Here is a 16,191-nt window from a genome sequence, read left to right as displayed (position 1 = left end):
CACTCACCTGCGCAGCAGCGGTAGGACGGCCGAGCCGAGCAGGTCCACGCCGCGCTCGTCGGTGAGGCCGTGCGGCGTGCCGAACTCGACCCGGCGGACGCCCACGTCGATGAGCGCCTGGGCCTGCGCGGCGACCTGCTCCGGGGTGCCGGAGAAGGCGAACCGGTCCAGCACGTCGTCCGGGATCAGCCGGCCCGCCGCCTCGTCCTCGCCCGCGTCGACCAGCTCGCCGACACGCTTGACCAGGTCGTCGGGCATCTCGACGGTCGGGTCCAGCTCGGCCACGACGGCCAGGTACATGGCGACCTCGGTGCGGGCCTTGGCGCGGGCCGCCTCGCCGTCGGTGTCGACCACTGTGACCGCGCCGAGCACGATGCCGACGTCCGCGACGTCGCGCCCGGCCTTCTCCGCGCCGGCCCGCAGCCGCTCGCGGATCACCGGGACCATGTCCGGGTTGGCGCTGCCGCCCACCTTGATCTCGTCGGCGATCCGCCCGGCCAGCGCCGCGCCCTGCGGGCCCCACGCGCCGAGCAGCAGCGGCGGGTCGGGGCGCTGCACGTCGTAGCGCAGGGCGGTGCCGGGAGCAAGCGAGAAGACCTTCCCGGTGAAGCCGCCGCGGTCGCCGCGCAAGAGGCGGTAGACGACCTGCACCGCCTCCTCGATCGTGGTCAGCGGGCGCGGCTGCGGCAGGCCGACAGCGCCCAGCCAGGTCCCGCGGGCCAGTCCCAGGTAGGCCCGCCCGTGTGAGGCCAGGTCCAGGGCGGCGAGCTGACCGGCGATCTCGTACGGCGCCATCGAGTAGGGGTTCAGGCAGGCCGCGCCGAGGCGTACCCGTCCGGTCGCCTGTGCCATCTCCAGCAGCGGGAAGATCGGCGGCTGGTACATCAGGTCGCCGAAGACGGTGAGCACGTCGAAGCCGTGCTCCTCGGCGGCGCGGGCCAGCCGGGCGTACGTGCCGGCCGGCTTGTCGCTCTGCAGGCCGAGTCCGATCTCGACGGTCACGTCAGGTCCGCCGAGTTCATCGTGCGGCGGCAGGTCCGTTCCACCCTCATGACGAGCCGCTCCTCCGGGTCGGGGCAGATGAAGTGGGAGTCCTGGGCCAGCCAGTCCCCCGGCGCCAGATCGCGCTGCTTGGCGGCGAGGAAGGGCAGCACCGAGGCGAGCGCGTACACGCAGAAGTGCTGTCCCTCGGGCAGCCGCAGGTGCGCGCTGTCGGTGAGTTCGAAGTGGTCGCCCACTGCCATGCCGCACACCGACCGGCCCTCGATCCGGTCGACTGTCACTTTGAGGTCGTAGATCTCCATGTCGCCGTCGGCGCTGTCGCTCACGGTCCCTCCCCCTCGTCGATCCGCACGATGATCTTGCCGGTGGTCCGGCGTTCGGCCAGTTCGGTGAGCGCCGCGGGCGCCTCGTCCAGCGACACGACGCGGCTGATCGGCGGCCGGACCGCGCCCGAGGCGCACATGTCGAACAACTCCCGGTACGCGGCCCCGACGGCGCTCGCCCGGCGCCACGGGTACTGCGAGCCCCAGGACAGCCCGACGAGCGTCGCGTTCGCCGCCATCAGCCGCAGCGGGTCGACAGGCGGCGGCGCGCCACCCGCGGCTCCCACCGCCACCAGGCGGCCCTCGAACGCCAGGCACTCCCAGGTGCGGGCGAACACGTCGCCGCCGACCGGGTCCACGACGGCGTCCACGCCCCGCCCGCCGGTGGCAGCCAGCACGGCGGGGACGAAGTCGTCAGTCGTGTAGTCGATCGCCACCTCGGCGCCCTGGTCGCGGCAGATCGCGGTCTTGGCCGGACCACCGGCGGTGGCGAGAACCCGCACGCCGCGGGCCACCGCGAGCTGGATCGCGGCGATGCCGACCCCGCCGGCGCCCGCGTGCACCAGCACCGTCTGCCCGGCCGTGAGACCGGCTCGTTCCAACGCGAACCAGGCGGTCTGGTAGGTGACCGGCAGCGCCGCCGCGATCACCGGGTCCATTGCGGACGGTAGCGGCACGACAACTGCGGCGTCCACCGTCACGGTGCTGCCGAGCGCGCCGCGCGGCAGCACCGGGCAGGCGAGCACCTCCTGACCCAGCAGGTGCCCGGCTCCGGCACCGGCGGCGACGACCCGGCCGGCCGCCTCCACGCCCGGCGTCATCGGTGGATCCGGCCGCACCGGGTACTCGCCCCGGCAGAGCATGACGTCCAGGAAGTTCAGCCCCACCGTACGGACGGCGAGCCGCACCTCACCGGGGCCGGGCGGCGGGTCGTCGGGCAACTCGGCGACCGACAGCACGTCCGCCGGTTCACCGGTCCGCCCGGCGGTCAACCGCCGGATCACGCCGCACCCACCGGCTGCCGGACCAACTCGGCGTGGTGGTGCACGATCACCCAGCGGCCGTCGATCCGGCGCACCACGTCGGTGACCCGGGTGATCTCCGGCTCGTCGTCCGGGCCGAGCCGCGCCACCAGCTCGTACCGGGCGACGCCGAAGTCGTCCCAGACGTCGATGCGCTTGTCCCGCGCGGCGAGCACCGCCAGCCGGGGCCGCTGCCCCGCGGCGTCACGCCGGGCGCGGTACTCGTCCAGCTCGGCGCGTGTCCGCAGCGGCCCGGGCAGGTGCGTCTCCCAGGTGGTCACGTCGGGGTCCAGATGCGTGTCGAACCGCTGCCGGTCCCCGGCGAGGAACGCGGCGTACATGTCGTCGATGCCGGCGGCTATCTCCGCCGCGCCCGCCTGCGCGAACGTCATCGCGTCGCCTCCTGGTTCCGGTCGTCGCGGGCGACCCGCCCGCCCTTCATGACCCACCGCACGGCCCGGAAGGCCGAGGTGTCGGCGAGCGGGTCGGCGTCGGTAGCGATCAGGTCGGCCAGCTTGCCGGCCTCGACGGTGCCGAGGTCGGACTCCGCGCCGAGCCACCGGATCGGCCCGAGGGTGCCGGCGTGGATGGCCCGCGCGGTGCCGATCCGCTCGGACATGTACTCCAGCTCCCGGACCGAGGCGCTGGTGCCCTCGAACCGCCAGAACGGGGGCATGTCGCTGCCGAGCAGCACCTCCACCCCGGCGGCGATCGCCATGTCGAAGCTCTCCAGGTGCCGGGGGCCGGCGCCGAGCGACCGGCACTGCATCCACTCCGGCACGCCGAGCTCGTCGAAGAACTCCTTGCAGCGGGTCACCAGCAGCGTCGGCACGAGCGCGGTGCCGCGCTCGGCCATCCGCACCGCGACCTGCGGGGTGAGCTGGTAGCCGTGCTCCACGCAGTCCAGTCCCAGCTCCACCGCCGCGCCGATCACCTCGGCCGGTCCGGCGTGCGCGGTCACCTTGCGGCCCCACGCGTGCGCGGTCTCGATCACCGCGCTCATCTCGTCGGCGAACAACTGGGGGGTGTGGATGCTCTCGTGCTCACCGGCGATGCCGCCCGAGATCATCACCTTGATCAGGTCCGCGCCGGCCTTGATCTGGCTGCGCACGCCCTGGCGGAAGCCCACCGGGCCGTCGCACTCCAGCGTGTCGTTGCTCTCGTGGCCGTGCCCGCCGGTGCAGACCAGCGCCCGACCGGCGGTGTAGATGCGCGGACCCGGCACCCGCCCGGCGTTGATCGCCCGCCGCAACGCGAAGTCGGCGTGGTCCTTCTCCGCCACGCAGCGCACGGTGGTCACCCCGGAGTGCAGCGTGCGCCGCGCCCCGTCGGCCATGTAGTGGGCCAGGTCGTACGAGCCCATCCCCTTGACGCCGTCGCCCCCGGAACCGGGCAGCGACAGGGAGAAATGGGTGTGCATGTTGACCAGCCCGGGCGTCAGGTACGCGCCGTCGAGGTCCAGCTCGGTCAGCGGGCCGGCGTCGCGTGCCTGCGCGGCCACCTCGGCGTACGGCCCGACGGCGGCGATCCGCTCACCCCGGATCCACACCCCGGCGCCGGTCACGGGCGCCATGCCGTCCACCACTCGGGCATCGAGCACTGTGCAGTTGCCGAGCAGCAGGCTCGGCTGCTCGGGCGAATAGGCGGCACTCACGCGATCACTCCATAAACGTCTCGGGCGGCCCGGGCGGAGACGTAGCCCTCGGCCACGTCCCGTCGTACCGCCTCCGGATCCCGACTCCCCGGGTCGCCGTGCCCGCCGCCGCCGGCGGTCAGCAAGGTCACCCGATCCCCCACCACCACCGCGGTCCGCCGTGTGCTCACCCGGTGCTCCCGGTCCGTACCCGGAAACACCACCACCTGGTTCGGCTCGGGCTGCTCGCCGCCGGCCAGCGCCCACGGCGCGCTCCTGGTCTTCTTGATCACCGTCAGGAACTCGCCCGGCGTCACGAACCGGATGTCCCGCCGCAGGCCGCAGCCGCCCCGGAACCGGCCGGCACCACCGGAGTCGGTACGGATCTCCAGGCGCTCGAAGAACATCCCGGTCCTCGACTCCAGCACCTCGACCGGCGTGTTGCGCGCCTGGGTCTGGCACAGGTGGTTCGCCGGTCCGATGCCGTCGTGCCGGGGCGTGCCACCCCACCCGACCGGGTCGTTGTTGCTGACCGCGAACAGGTCGCCGGTGTCCGGGTGCCGGCCCACCATCATGAACCCGGGCACGTCGCCCCCGGAGGAGGCGGCCAGCCGGTCCGGCATGCCCTGCGCCAGCGCCTTGAGGATCAGCTCCAGCGCGACGGTGCCGGTCCACTGGGTGAACGTGGCAGCCGGGTACCGGGCATGGAACAGCGTGCCGGGCTCGGCGCGTACCCGCAGGGGCGCGAAGTGCCCGGCGTTCGTCTGCTCGCCGGGCGTGGTGACGCCCTTGAACGCGACCCGGCAGGTGGCGATGGTGGCGCCCAGCGGCAGGTTCACCGGCCCGGGCACCGCCGCTGACGAGCCAGCGAAGTCCACGGTGAACTCGCCGTCGGCGACGGTGACGGTGACCCGCATCCGGATCGGGTCGTCGCTGACGCCGTCGTCGTCGAGCCAGTCCTCCGCGGTCCAGCTGCCCTGCGGCAGCGCGGCCACCGCATCCCGGGCGCGTTGCGCGGCGACGTCGATCACCCGGTCGACGACCGCGTCGACCACCGCCGGGCCGTAGTCGCGGTACAGCTCGGTCACCCGCCGCTCGCCGGTACGCAGCGCGGCGATCTGCGCGTTGAGGTCGCCGAGGACGAGTTCCGGCATCCGGGAGTTGAAGCGGATCAACTCGTGGATCTCCGGCACCGGCTCGCCGCGGGAGTACACCTTCGTGCCGGGGAAGATGATTCCCTCCTGGTGCATGTCCGTGGAGTCGAGCACGTAACCGGGATCCTTGGCGCCCAGGTCCATCCAGTGCGCCCGGATGCACAGGAACCCGATCAGCTCCTCGCTGTCGGGCAGCACGACCGGCGCGAACATCGTCGCGTCGTACGTGTGCGCGGCGTTCCAGTACGGGTAGTTGAGCAGCACCACGTCGCCGCGGTGCAGGTTCTCCCGGCCGACGTACTCCACGCCCTTGCGCAGCGAGTAGTCGTTGGCGCCGAGGAAGCGGGACAACCCCGTGGACTCGGCGACCAGCCGCAACCGCCGGTCGTAGACGGAGATGCCGAAGTCGTACACCTCGTAGATCACCGGGTTGAACGCGGTGCGCACCAACGCGGCCCGCATCTCCTCGGCGGCCGAGACGAGGTGGCTGCGGACGACCTCGACCGTCGCCCCGTCGACCGCCGGCTCACCCATCGACGTCCACTCCGTAGACGTCCCGGGCGGCCTCCCGGGAGACGTAGCCCTCGGCCACGTCCCGCCGGACCGCCTCCGGGTCGCGGCGGCGCGGGTCGCCGTGCCCGCCGCCACCGGCGGTGAGCAGCGTGACCCGGTCGCCCGCCGCCACGACAGTACGCTTGGTGCTCACCCGGTGCTCGCGGTCGGTGCCCGGGAACACCACCACCTGGTTCGGCTCCGGCTGCTCGCCGCCGTCGAGCGCCCACGGCGCGCTCTTCGTCTTCTTGATGACGGTCAGGAACTCCCCCGGGGTCCGGAACCGGATGTCCCGTCGCAGGCCGCAGCCACCGCGGAAGCGGCCCGCGCCGCCGGAGTCGGCGCGGATCTCCCAGCGCTCGAAGAACATCCCGGTCTTGGCCTCCATGACCTCGATCGGGGTGCCCCGGCCGGTGCTGCCGGAGACGTGGGTGGCGGCGTCCATCCCGTCGTGCCGTGCGGTGCCGCCCCAGCCCACCAGGTCGTTGTTGCTGACCGCGAACATCTTCCCGGTGTCCGGGTGCAGGCCGACCATCATGAAGCCGGGCACGTCGCCGCCGGAGGACGCGGGCAGCCGGTCCGGCATGCCCTGGGCCAGCGCCTTGAGGATCAGCTCCACCGCGACGATGCCGGTCCAGAGCGTGAAGGTGGGCTGCGGGTAGACGGCGTGGAACAGCGTACCCGGCTCGGCCCACACCTCCAGCGGCGCCACGGTGCCTGCGTTTGACGGCTCGTCGCGGGAGGTGAGCGCCTTCAGCACGACCTTGCAGATCGCCTCGGTCGCGCCGAACGGCATGTTGATCGGGCCGCGGGTGGCCGGGGCCGAACCGGCGAAGTCGACGACGAAGCGCCCGTCAGCGATGGTCACCGTGACACGCATCTTCACCGGGTCGTCGGTGATGCCGTCGTCGTCCACCCAGTCCTCGGCGGTCCAGCTGCCCTGCGGCAGCGTCGCCAGCGCCGCGCGGGCGCGGGCCTCGCCGTCGGCGATGATGTGGTCGACCGCCTCGTCCACGATGTCCCGGCCGAACTTCTCGATGATCTCCAGCATCCGGCGCTCGCCGGTGCGCAGCGCGGCGATCTGCGCGTGCAGATCACCCAGCACCGCGTCCGGCATCCGCGAGTTGAAGCGGATCAGCTCGTGGATCTCGCGTACCGGCTCGCCCCGGGAGACGACCTTGGTGCCCGGGAAGATCAGTCCCTCCTGGTGCATGTCGGTCGAGTCCAGCACGTAGCCGGGATCCTTGGCGCCCAGGTCCATCCAGTGCGCGCGGACGCAGAGGAACCCGACCAGGTCTCCGTCCGCGTCGGGGTCGGCCTCGTCCGGCCGGAACACCGGCGCGAACAGCGTCGCGTCGTACGCGTGCGCGGCGTTCCAGTACGGGTAGTTGAGCAGCACCACGTCGCCGCGGTGCAGGTTCTCCCGGCCCACGTACTCCACGCCCTTGCGCAGCGAGAAGTCGTTCGCGCCGAGGAAGAACGTCAGGCCGGTGGCCTCGGCGACCAGCCGCAGGTCGGCGTCGTACATCGACAGGCCGAAGTCGTGCACCTCGTAGATGACCGGGTTGAAGGAGGTACGGATGAGGGTGGCCCGCATCTCCTCCGCGGCGGACAGCAGATAGCTGCGGACGACCTCGACCTGGGCTCCGTCCAGCGTGCTCATGCGGCTTCCTCCAGGGTGACGAGCAGGTACCCGTGGTCGTCGACGGTGACCCGCTGACCGCTGGGCACCACTGAGGTGGAGGTACCCTCGTCGATCAGTGCCGGTCCGTCGAATGTGTCGCCCGGCTCCAGGCGGGCCCGGTCGTAGACCGCGAACGGCACCACCGCGTGCCGCCCGAAGTCGTAGGCGTCACGGTGGGTCAGCAACGCCTGCGACGGGTCGCCGTCCCCGCGCGGCCGGGTCTCCAGGTCGGGCCGGTCGGTGCGGCCGATGCCGCGCACCCGCAGGTTGAGGATCTGCAGCGGGTTGCCCATGGTGTGGCCGTACCGGGTGCGGTGCGTCTCGTCGAACGCGGCGCGGACGGCGTCGCGGTCCAGCTCACGCCCGACGGTGACCATCAGGCTGTGCTCTTGGCCGAGGTAGCGCAGCTCGAACTGCCGCTCCAGCACCGCCTCGCCGGCCGGCACACCCTGCGCCACCAGCGACGCGACCGCCTCGGCCTCGACCGTCTCGAACAGCTGCTCCAGCTCCGCCAGGTCGGCGTCGTCGAGGGTGGCCATCACGGTACGGCTGAGATCGTTCACGATGTCGGCCGAGAGCATGCCCCAGGCGGAGAAGCCCGACGGCGCGAACGGCACGATCACCTCGCCGATGCCCATCTCCCGGGCCAGCAGCGGCGCCAGCAGCGGGCCGGCCCCGCCGAACGCGAGCAGCGCGAACTGCCGTGGGTCGTGCCCCCGCTCGACGGTGATCTGCCGGACCGCGCCGACGGTGCGGGCCAGCAGCACGTCGAACACGCCCGCCGCCGCGTTCACCACGGTCAGGCCCAGCGGCTCGGCGAGCTGCTCCTGGACGGCCGCGCGCGCCTCGGCGTCGCGCAGCCCCATGGTGCCGGCGAGGAACCGGTCCGGGTCCATGTAGCCGAGCACCACCGCCGCGTCGGTGACCGTGGGCTTCGTGCCGCCCCGGCCGTAGCAGACCGGGCCGGGGTCGGCGCCGGCGCTCTGCGGGCCGACCTTGAGCAGGCCGTGGTCCAGCCAGGCGATCGAGCCGCCACCGGCGCCGATGGTACGGATGTCGTATGTCGGGATGAGCAGCGGGAAGTGCTCCAGCTGGGCCTCGTACGCGGCGACCGGGTTGCCGCGCTCGATCACGCAGGCGTCCAGCGAGGTGCCGCCGATGTCGAACGTGAGCACGTTGTCCCGGCCCAGCTCGGAGGCGACGTAGGCGGCGCCGACGATGCCGCCGGCCGGGCCGGACAGCACTGTGTGCGTGGGCGCGGTCTTGGCGACCGCGCTTGTCATCGAGCCGCCACCGGACCGCATGATCAGGAAGCGCCCGTCGAAGCCGCGCTCGGCGAGGCCCGCCTCCAGCTCGTCCACGTACCGCTCGAAGATCGGCCGGATGTACGCCTCCAGCACCGTGGTGCTGGTCCGCTCGTACTCCCGGTACTCGCGCACGATGTCGGTCGACAGCGACAGGCTGACCTCGGGGAACTCCTCGTGGATCAGGCGCGCGGCCGCTCGCTCGTGGCTCGGGTCGAGGAACGAGTGCAGGAAGCAGATGGCGATGGAGGTGACCTGCTGGTCCACCACGAGCGCGCGGGCGGCCGCCCGTACGCTGTCCGGGTCCAGCGGCTCCACCACGCGGCCCCGGTAGTCGAGCCGGCCCCGCACGCCGGCGGTGAAGCGTCGCTGCACCAGGCTCTCCGGCCGCTGGTACTGGAAGTCGTACATGTGGTCGGACGGCACGTTGCCGCGACCGATCAGGAAGATGTCCCGGAAGCCCTCGTTGGTGATGATGCCGGTACGGCCGCCCCGGCGTTCCAGCACCGCGTTGAGGCCGAGGGTGGTGCCGTGGATGAACAGCTCCACCTCGGACAGGTCGGTGCCGAGCGCGGTGATCGCGGCGAGGACACCGTCCGCGGGCCGGGCCGGGGTCGTCGCCGCCTTGCGGAAACGGACCCGGTTGGTGCGCGTGTCCAGCTCCATGGCGTCCACGAAGGTCCCGCCGATGTCGACGGCGAGCCGGATGGGGCGACGGGTCATGGCGTGACAGCCTGCCTTCCGATGAGGGCGGGAAGCTCGGGAACGCGCCAGCAGGCGGCCCGGCTCTCGCCGTACGACTGAAGCTCCTGCTGTTCCGTGCGGCACCGGCCGGTGGCGAACGGGCACCGGGCGGCCAGCGGGCACCCGGTCGCGGCGTCGGCTTCCTCCAGGTCCTTGACCAGCTCGACGGCCTCGCCGTCGGACCCGGTCGTCGGGCCGAGGCGGGGGGCGCTGCCCAGCAACGCCCGGGTGTACGGGTGCCGGGGCGTGTCGAAGACGACGTCCACCGGCCCCTCCTCGACGACCCGGCCGAGGTAGAGCACCACGACCCGGTCGGCGAACCCGCGCACCGTAGCCAGGTCGTGGGAGATGAACACCGAGGCGCGGTCGGCGTCGGCCGCCACGTCGGCGATCACGTCGAGGATCTGTGCCTGGACGGTGACGTCCAGCGCAGAGGTCGGCTCGTCGAAGACGATCAGGTCCGGCTCGCCCACCAGCGCGCGGGCGATGCCGACGCGTTGCGCCTGCCCGCCGGACAGCTCGTGCGGGTAGCGCTTGAGGATCGACCGGTCCAGCTCCATCCGGTCGAGCACGGCGGTGACGCGCTCCTCCCGTTGCGCCGGGGACAGGCCCGCGGCGCGCAGCGGCTCGGCGATGGAGTCACCGACGGTGCGGCGCGGGCTCAGCGAGCCGATCGGGTCCTGGAACACGAGCTGGGCGCGGGTCCGGGCCCGGCGCAGCGCCCGGCCTCGCGGGCGGGGGCGGCCCGGCTGCCCGACCAGCGCCCGCCCGGCGACGGTTACCGTCCCGGACGTGGGCGCGACCAGGCCCATCACGAGTTTCGCGAGCGTGCTCTTGCCGCAGCCGCTCTCCCCCACCACACCCAGCGTCTCACCCGGGGCGAGCCGCAGCGTGACGCCGCGCAGCGCGTGGTGCCCGCCGGATCCGAACCGGCTCCGGTAGACGACGTGCGCGTCCTCGACCTCCAGCACGGCCGGCTTCGGGTTCGCACCGGTTTCCGCGCCCTTCTCCTCGGCGGCCGGTGGCGGCGGCGTACCGGCGTCCAGCGGCCGGGTCTGCGGGTGGAAGCAGGCGAGCGACCATTCGCCGCCACCGGGCACCGGCGCGGTAAGCGGGCGCCGGGTCGAGCAGGTGCGGTCGGCGTGCGCGCACCGGGCGACGAACGGGCAGTTGTCCGGCTCCTGCGTCAGCAGCGGCATGGCGCCGGGGGTGGCCACGACCGGCCGGCCGCCGACGTCCGGCACCGAGCGCAGCAGCGCCCGGGTGTACGGGTGCGCAGGCTCCCGCAGCACCTGCGCGGCCGGTCCGCTCTCCACCACGGTGCCGGCGTAGAGCACGACGACCCGGTCGCAGACCTCCGCGATGGACGCCAGGTCGTGCGAGATCAGCAGGACGCCCCGGCCGTCGGTGTCGGCGGCGTGCCGGAACTGGCGCAGGATCTCCCGGGTCAGCGTCACGTCCAGGCCGGTGGTCGGCTCGTCGGCGATCAGCAGTTCCGGGGCGCAGCCGGTGGCCAGCGAGATCATCACGCGCTGGGCCATGCCGCCGGACAGCTCGTGGGCGTACGCGTCGAGCCGCCGCTGCGCGCTGCGGATGCCGACCGTCTCGAACAGCTCGCGCGCCGCCTCCCGGGCCCGGTCGCCGGACATGTCCTGGTGGGTGGCGAGCCGGTCGACGAGCTGCTTGCCGATGGTGCGGGTGGGGCTGAGCGCGCCGCGCGGGTTCTGGAAGCAGATCGCCACCCCCCGCCCGCGGTGGGCGGCGAGCGCGGCGTCGTCCATGCGCAGCACGTCCGAGTCGCCGAGGCGCACCCGGCCGGTGGCGTGCGAGCCGCCGGGCAGCAGCCCGACGACGGCGCGGGCCACCATGCTCTTGCCGCCGCCGCTCTCACCGACCAGGCCGACGACCTCGCCGGGTCGTACGGCGAAGCTGACGCCGCTGAGCGCTGCCACCTGCCGGCCGGGCCGGCGGATCGTCACGGAGAGGTTCTCGATCGACAGCACGGTCACCGCCGCTTCGCGTTGGCGCGGTCCTGCAGGCCTTCGCCGAGCAGGCTGAAACCCAGGACGCAGACGAACAGGGCCAGGCCGGGCGGGACCGAGGTCCACCACCGGCCGCCGACCACGTCCGCGGCGCCCAGGCTGATCATGGCGCCCCACTCCGCCTCGGGGATGCTCACGCCCAGGCCGAGGAAGGAGAGCCCGGCCAGGGTGAGCATGGCCCAGCCGCAGTTCAGCGGCGCGATCACCCGGACCGGGGTGAGGCTGTTGGGCAGCAGGTGCCGCCAGAGCACGCCGGCCGGCGATGCCCCGGAGGTGATCGCGGCGTCCACGAACGGCAGTTCCCGCAGCGACCGCACCTCGGCGCGGACCAGCCGGGCGTACGCCGGCGCGTTCACCGCCGCGATGGTGACGATCAGGTTGATCGTGCCGTTGCCGAGCAGCGCGGCCACGGCCAGCGCCAGGATGAAGGTGGGGAACGACTGGAAGATGTCGACCACCCGCATCAGCACGTCGTCCAGCCAGCCGCCGAAGTAGCCGGCGACCAGACCGAGCAGCGTGCCGACGACCACCGCGAGCGCGACCGCGGCCAGGGCGATGCCCAGGTCGAGCCGGGCGGCGTAGAGCACCCGGCTCCAGATGTCCATGCCGTTGCCGTCTGTGCCGAGCAGGTGGCTGCCGCCCGGCGCGACGAGTGTGTTGGCCGCGTCGATCTCGGTCTCACCCCACTGGCTCAGCAGCGGCGCGAACACCGCCGCCAGCGCGACCACCGACAGGATGCTCGCCCCGGCGATGATCATGCGGCTGGCGAACCGGCCGTCCCGGTCACCGCCGGGCACGACCACCGGCGCGGCGGCGGGACCGCCGGGGACGGTGCGCAGCTCGGCCATCAGAGCCTCACTCTCGGGTCGAGGATCGCGTGGACCACGTCGGCGATGAGGAACACCAGCACGTAGCACAGCGCGATGACCAGCACCGACGCCTGCACCACCGGGTAGTCCCGGTAGAGCAGGCCGCGCAGGGCCCACTGGCCGAAGCCCTGCCACGAGAACACGTACTCGACGAGCACGGTGGAGCCGATCGCGGTACCGAAGACCAGCGCGGCCAGCGACGGCAGCCGGACCAGCGTCGCCCGCAGCAGGTAGCCGTGGTGCAGCGTCCGGTCCCGCAGCCCGTGTGCCTTCGCCGCGGCGTACGACTCCGAGTGCAGCACCTCCAGTGCGGAGGCCCGGACGCTGCGCAGCAGCGGGGCGACCACGCCGACCACGAGGGTCAGCACCGGCAGCACCAGGTAGGCAGCGGCCGAGGCGGTCGCCGGCCCGTTTGCGGTGAGGACGGCGTCGACGAGGTCGGCGCCGGTGAGCGGGGTCAGGCCGGTGTCCGGGTCGACGCGGCCGTTCGGCGCCGGGAACCAGCCGAGGATGCTGTAGCCGACGAGCACCAGCACCAGGCCGAGCCAGAACTCCGGTACGGAGTTGCCGACCAGCGCGAAGATCCGGATGCTGTGGTCACTGGCCCGGTTGGCCCGCTTGGCCGACCAGATGCCGAGCACCGTCGCCACCACCAGCGCGAAGGTCACCGAGATGACCACGAGTTCCAGGGTCGGCCCCACCCGCAGCGCCATCTCCGAGCCCACGGAGCCGCCGCTCTGGATCGACGTCCCGAAGTCACCGGTCAGCAGCCCGCCGAGGTAGTCGAGGAACTGGTGCCACAGGGACTGGTCCAGCCCGAAGCGGGCCCGGGCCGCGGCGGCGTCCTCCTCGGTGGCGTTCTGCCCGAGGATGCTGCGGACCGGGTCGCCCGGCAGCACCCGGACCAGGAGGAAGGCCAGGACGACCACTCCGAGCAGGACGGGGACCAGCTGGAGTAGTCGCCTGACGACGAACCGGAGGATACGCATGGGTGGGTTGATCCCTAGGCCGAAGCGCTCAGGTAGCGCAGGCGGGCGAGACCGTCCATCGGCTGCACCCAGCCGGCGACTGATTCCCGGACGGGCAGGTTGAAGTTGGGCTGGCAGATGACCACCCACGGCACGTCGGCGGCGAGGATCTCCTGGACCCGCTTCCACAGCGCGTTGCGGGCGCCGGCCTCGACGGTGGTGTGCGACTTCTCGTAGATCTGCTCGATCTCCGCGTTGCTGTAGTTCGAGTAGTTGAGATTGGCGCCCTTGACGAAGCTGGTCGCCAGCATGTATTCGACGTCGTCTACCCAGAGCTGCCCGGAGGTGATCTGGAGCGGGATGTTCTTCTTGGTCCGCCGCTCGCCAAGGGTCGCCGGGTCCAGCGGGGTCAGCTTGAGCCGGATGCCGGCCTTTGCCGCCTCGCCCTGCACCTGGACGGCGATCTTCTGCTGCTCCTCGTTGTCGGCCTCGAAGACCAGCTCGGAGTCGAGCGACGCCCGGCCGGCGGCGGCCATTGCGGCCTTCGCCTTGTCCAGGTCGTGGGTGAACGGGTAGCCGCTTTCGTCGTACCCGGGCATGTCCAGCGGGACCGGGCTCTTGGCCGCGCGGGCGTCACCGCCGTACACGTTGGTGATGATCTGCTCGTAGGGCACCGCGTAGGCGAGCGCCCTGCGCACGTTCACGTCGTTGAACGGCGCTGCCGTCACCGACATCTGGATGGCGACCTGGCGGTTGCTGGCCGCCGAGATGACCTTGATGCCCGGCGCCTTCTTCAGGTCCTGGATGTCACGCTGGCTGATGCCCAGGGCGATGTCGATGTCACCGGCCTGGAGCTGGAGCCGCTGGTTGGAGGCGGCCGGCACCACGGAGATCCGGATGGTCGGCGTCCTGGCCGGGTCCGGGCCCGGGTAACCGGTGTTCGCGCTCAGCTCGATCTCCTGGCCCTGGGTGGCCTTGGCGACGTTGAAGTAGCCGCCGGTCGGCGGGTTCTTCGCGAACCACTCCTTGGCCCAGGGGTCGCTGCCGCTGGCGTGCTTCTTGGCCTCGACGGAGTCGAAGACGTAGAGCGAGATCGCCTGGATCTGCCGGGTCAGCGCGCTCGGGAACGCCTGGTGGAACTCCACCGTGTAGTCGTCGACGACCTTGACCTGGTCGGCGCTGGTCAGGCCGATGGTGCGGTAGATCCCGGCCACGTTGGCCTGGGCGGCGAACGCGCGGTCCTTCGACCACTTCACGTCGGCGGCCTTCATCTCGTTGCCGCTGGCGAACTTCACGCCGCGACGCAGCTTGAGCGTCCACACCTTCTGCTCGGCGTCCGGCTCGAACGACTCGGCGAACGTCGGGGTGATGTTCCCGGTGTCGAGGATCTGGCTGCCGTCGGCGTTGGTGACCCCGTAGTCGATCAGGTACGGGAAGACGTTCTTGTAGAGCATCAACGCGGTCAGGTCGAAGCCGACGAAGTCCTGGTCCCAGCTCGACAGGTAGCTGGAGACGGCGATGCGCAGCGTCTTGGCGGAGGCGCCACCCGACTTTCCGTCGGTGGACTTGCTGCCGCTGTCCGCGGCGCAGGCTCCGGTCGCGAACAGGAGCGCGACGCTACCGCCCAACTGCAGGACGCCGCGGCGGGAGAGCGCGGGCGAGGAGGCGCCCGGACGGGGTGAACGAGCCATGAGAAGTCCTCCTAGAAGCACGAGGCAGATGGCCCTAGCTGCGGACCTACCTGGTGTTCTACCGGATTAGGCACAGGTGAACAAGGGGGTGAACGCCGTTCACCGAACACGAACGCATCACGAAACTGCAGCCTCCCGAAGTGCGGGATTTCCCGGGAGTATGCGTTCACAAAAGTTCACTGGAATGGCCTGAGACGACCTCGGCCGGGTCCGGAAACGCCGAGAACCCCGGGAGGTACACCCGGGGTCGTCGTTGGCGCGGTCAGGGGCGGCCGGTCTCCTCGGACCCGCCGTGCGGGCCGGAGCCGGCCTCGTCGGTCAGAACGGCCCGCGGTAGCCGATGTCGCGGGACACGGCGCGGGCCGCCTCGACCACCGCCGCGCCATGCCGCAGTGTCTGTTCGGCGAGCCGCTCCCGCGGACCGCACAGCGACACCGCGCCCACCACGTCTCCGGAGGCACTGCGGATGGCCGCCGCGACGCTGGCCGAGCCGGCCTGCCGCTCGCCGAAGCTCACCGCGTATCCCCGCTCCCGGACACCGGTGATGTCGTCCCGCAGCGCGTCGGCCGAGGTGAGCGTCCGCGGGGTGAGGCTGGCGTGCCGGTGCTGGGTGAGGAACTCCTCGATCATCTCGTCCGGCAGCGCGGCGAGGATCGCCTTGGAGGACGACCCGGCGTGCAGCGGGTACATCCGGCCCAGGGCCACCGACATCCGCACCTCGTGCGGGGAGAGCACCTGGTCGACGTACACCCGCTGCCAGCCCTGCCGGATGGACAGCGTGGCGGTCTCCCCGCTGAGCTCCACGAGCCGCTCGAGATAGGGACGGGCGGTCTTCGGCACGTCCAGGGTCCGCAGCGCGGCCAGCCCGACAGTCAGCGCGCCCGGACCGAGCTGGTACTGCTTGGTCCCCTCGTCGAACGCGAGGAACGCGTCGGTCACCAGTTCCTTGAGGATCCGGTGCGCGACCGCCTTGGGAATGCGGAGGTCGCGTGCGATCGCCGACACGCCCAGCGCCTCGGGCGCCCGGGATGCCAGCAGATTGATGATCGCGAAGGTCCGGGCCAGTCCGGAGCGGGCCCGGCCGTCGTCCCCGTCCGGCTGCTCCGTGCCGCCCGGCTCCGGTCGCCGAACGGGCCGGGACTGAACGATGATCTCCGCGCCGGCCGGACCGGTATCCACTGGGGCCATGCCGAAGGCTCCTTA

The 16,191-nt window shown here is 72.3% G+C and carries 13 protein-coding genes; all 13 read right to left on the bottom strand.

All coding sequences use genetic code 11. The features are described from left to right. Positions 1–3: 3 nt before the first annotated feature. Positions 4–1,002, bottom strand: a complete 999-nt coding sequence (locus tag C569_RS0114100; protein WP_018786425.1) for an LLM class flavin-dependent oxidoreductase — start codon at positions 1,000–1,002, stop codon at positions 4–6. After that, positions 999–1,328, bottom strand: coding sequence for a TIGR04076 family protein (locus C569_RS0114095; protein WP_018786424.1), 330 nt, complete (start codon positions 1,326–1,328; stop codon positions 999–1,001). Before C569_RS0114095 ends, C569_RS0114100 begins: the two co-directional genes overlap by 4 nt. Beyond that, positions 1,325–2,329 (bottom strand): zinc-binding dehydrogenase, encoded by a 1,005-nt coding sequence (locus tag C569_RS0114090; protein WP_018786423.1) that lies wholly within the window; start codon positions 2,327–2,329, stop codon positions 1,325–1,327. The genes C569_RS0114095 and C569_RS0114090 overlap by 4 nt, the downstream gene beginning before the upstream one ends. After that, positions 2,326–2,739 (bottom strand): nuclear transport factor 2 family protein, encoded by a 414-nt coding sequence (locus C569_RS0114085; RefSeq protein WP_018786422.1) that lies wholly within the window; start codon positions 2,737–2,739, stop codon positions 2,326–2,328. The genes C569_RS0114090 and C569_RS0114085 overlap by 4 nt, the downstream gene beginning before the upstream one ends. After that, positions 2,736–4,001, bottom strand: coding sequence for an amidohydrolase family protein (locus tag C569_RS0114080; RefSeq protein ID WP_018786421.1), 1,266 nt, complete (start codon positions 3,999–4,001; stop codon positions 2,736–2,738). The genes C569_RS0114085 and C569_RS0114080 overlap by 4 nt, the downstream gene beginning before the upstream one ends. Then, complete coding sequence (locus tag C569_RS0114075; RefSeq protein ID WP_018786420.1) at positions 3,998–5,668, bottom strand: hydantoinase B/oxoprolinase family protein; 1,671 nt, start codon at positions 5,666–5,668, stop codon at positions 3,998–4,000. Before C569_RS0114075 ends, C569_RS0114080 begins: the two co-directional genes overlap by 4 nt. Further along, on the bottom strand, positions 5,661–7,349 hold the full coding sequence (locus C569_RS0114070; RefSeq protein ID WP_018786419.1) for a hydantoinase B/oxoprolinase family protein: 1,689 nt from the start codon (positions 7,347–7,349) through the stop codon (positions 5,661–5,663). The genes C569_RS0114075 and C569_RS0114070 overlap by 8 nt, the downstream gene beginning before the upstream one ends. Further along, a complete protein-coding gene (locus C569_RS0114065) occupies positions 7,346–9,397 on the bottom strand; it encodes a hydantoinase/oxoprolinase family protein (RefSeq protein WP_018786418.1) in 2,052 nt (683 codons plus the stop codon). The genes C569_RS0114070 and C569_RS0114065 overlap by 4 nt, the downstream gene beginning before the upstream one ends. Then, a complete protein-coding gene (locus C569_RS0114060; RefSeq protein WP_018786417.1) occupies positions 9,394–11,427 on the bottom strand; it encodes a dipeptide ABC transporter ATP-binding protein in 2,034 nt (677 codons plus the stop codon). Before C569_RS0114060 ends, C569_RS0114065 begins: the two co-directional genes overlap by 4 nt. Then, a complete protein-coding gene (locus C569_RS0114055; protein WP_018786416.1) occupies positions 11,424–12,308 on the bottom strand; it encodes an ABC transporter permease in 885 nt (294 codons plus the stop codon). Before C569_RS0114055 ends, C569_RS0114060 begins: the two co-directional genes overlap by 4 nt. Further along, positions 12,308–13,318 carry an ABC transporter permease gene (locus C569_RS0114050; protein WP_018786415.1) on the bottom strand — a complete coding sequence of 337 codons (1,011 nt, stop codon included), beginning with the start codon at positions 13,316–13,318 and terminating at the stop codon, positions 12,308–12,310. The genes C569_RS0114055 and C569_RS0114050 overlap by 1 nt, the downstream gene beginning before the upstream one ends. A gap of 14 nt (positions 13,319–13,332) precedes the next feature. Further along, positions 13,333–14,988 (bottom strand): ABC transporter substrate-binding protein, encoded by a 1,656-nt coding sequence (locus C569_RS0114045; RefSeq protein ID WP_026268131.1) that lies wholly within the window; start codon positions 14,986–14,988, stop codon positions 13,333–13,335. Between the two features lie 318 nt (positions 14,989–15,306). Further along, positions 15,307–16,176, bottom strand: coding sequence for an IclR family transcriptional regulator (locus tag C569_RS0114040; protein WP_081635954.1), 870 nt, complete (start codon positions 16,174–16,176; stop codon positions 15,307–15,309). Between the last annotated feature and the right edge of the window lie 15 nt (positions 16,177–16,191).

Source organism: Micromonospora sp. CNB394, from assembly GCF_000374985.1.
GTDB classification, from domain to species: domain Bacteria; phylum Actinomycetota; class Actinomycetes; order Mycobacteriales; family Micromonosporaceae; genus Micromonospora; species Micromonospora marina.
The sequence above is the reverse complement of the archived record's forward strand: the minus strand, read 5'-3'. Positions and strand labels throughout refer to the sequence as shown.

Excerpts from the sequence above, each read along its gene's own strand:
- C569_RS0114050 (WP_018786415.1), bottom strand. The coding sequence starts at position 13,318 with ATGCGTATCCTCCGGTTCGTCGTCAGGCGACTACTCCAGCTGGTCCCC.
- C569_RS0114075 (WP_018786420.1), bottom strand. The coding sequence starts at position 5,668 with ATGGGTGAGCCGGCGGTCGACGGGGCGACGGTCGAGGTCGTCCGCAGC.
- C569_RS0114065 (WP_018786418.1), bottom strand. The coding sequence starts at position 9,397 with ATGACCCGTCGCCCCATCCGGCTCGCCGTCGACATCGGCGGGACCTTC.
- C569_RS0114040 (WP_081635954.1), bottom strand. The coding sequence starts at position 16,176 with ATGGCCCCAGTGGATACCGGTCCGGCCGGCGCGGAGATCATCGTTCAG.
- C569_RS0114055 (WP_018786416.1), bottom strand. The coding sequence starts at position 12,308 with ATGGCCGAGCTGCGCACCGTCCCCGGCGGTCCCGCCGCCGCGCCGGTG.
- C569_RS0114085 (WP_018786422.1), bottom strand. The coding sequence starts at position 2,739 with ATGACGTTCGCGCAGGCGGGCGCGGCGGAGATAGCCGCCGGCATCGAC.
- C569_RS0114070 (WP_018786419.1), bottom strand. The coding sequence starts at position 7,349 with ATGAGCACGCTGGACGGAGCCCAGGTCGAGGTCGTCCGCAGCTATCTG.
- C569_RS0114045 (WP_026268131.1), bottom strand. The coding sequence starts at position 14,988 with ATGGCTCGTTCACCCCGTCCGGGCGCCTCCTCGCCCGCGCTCTCCCGC.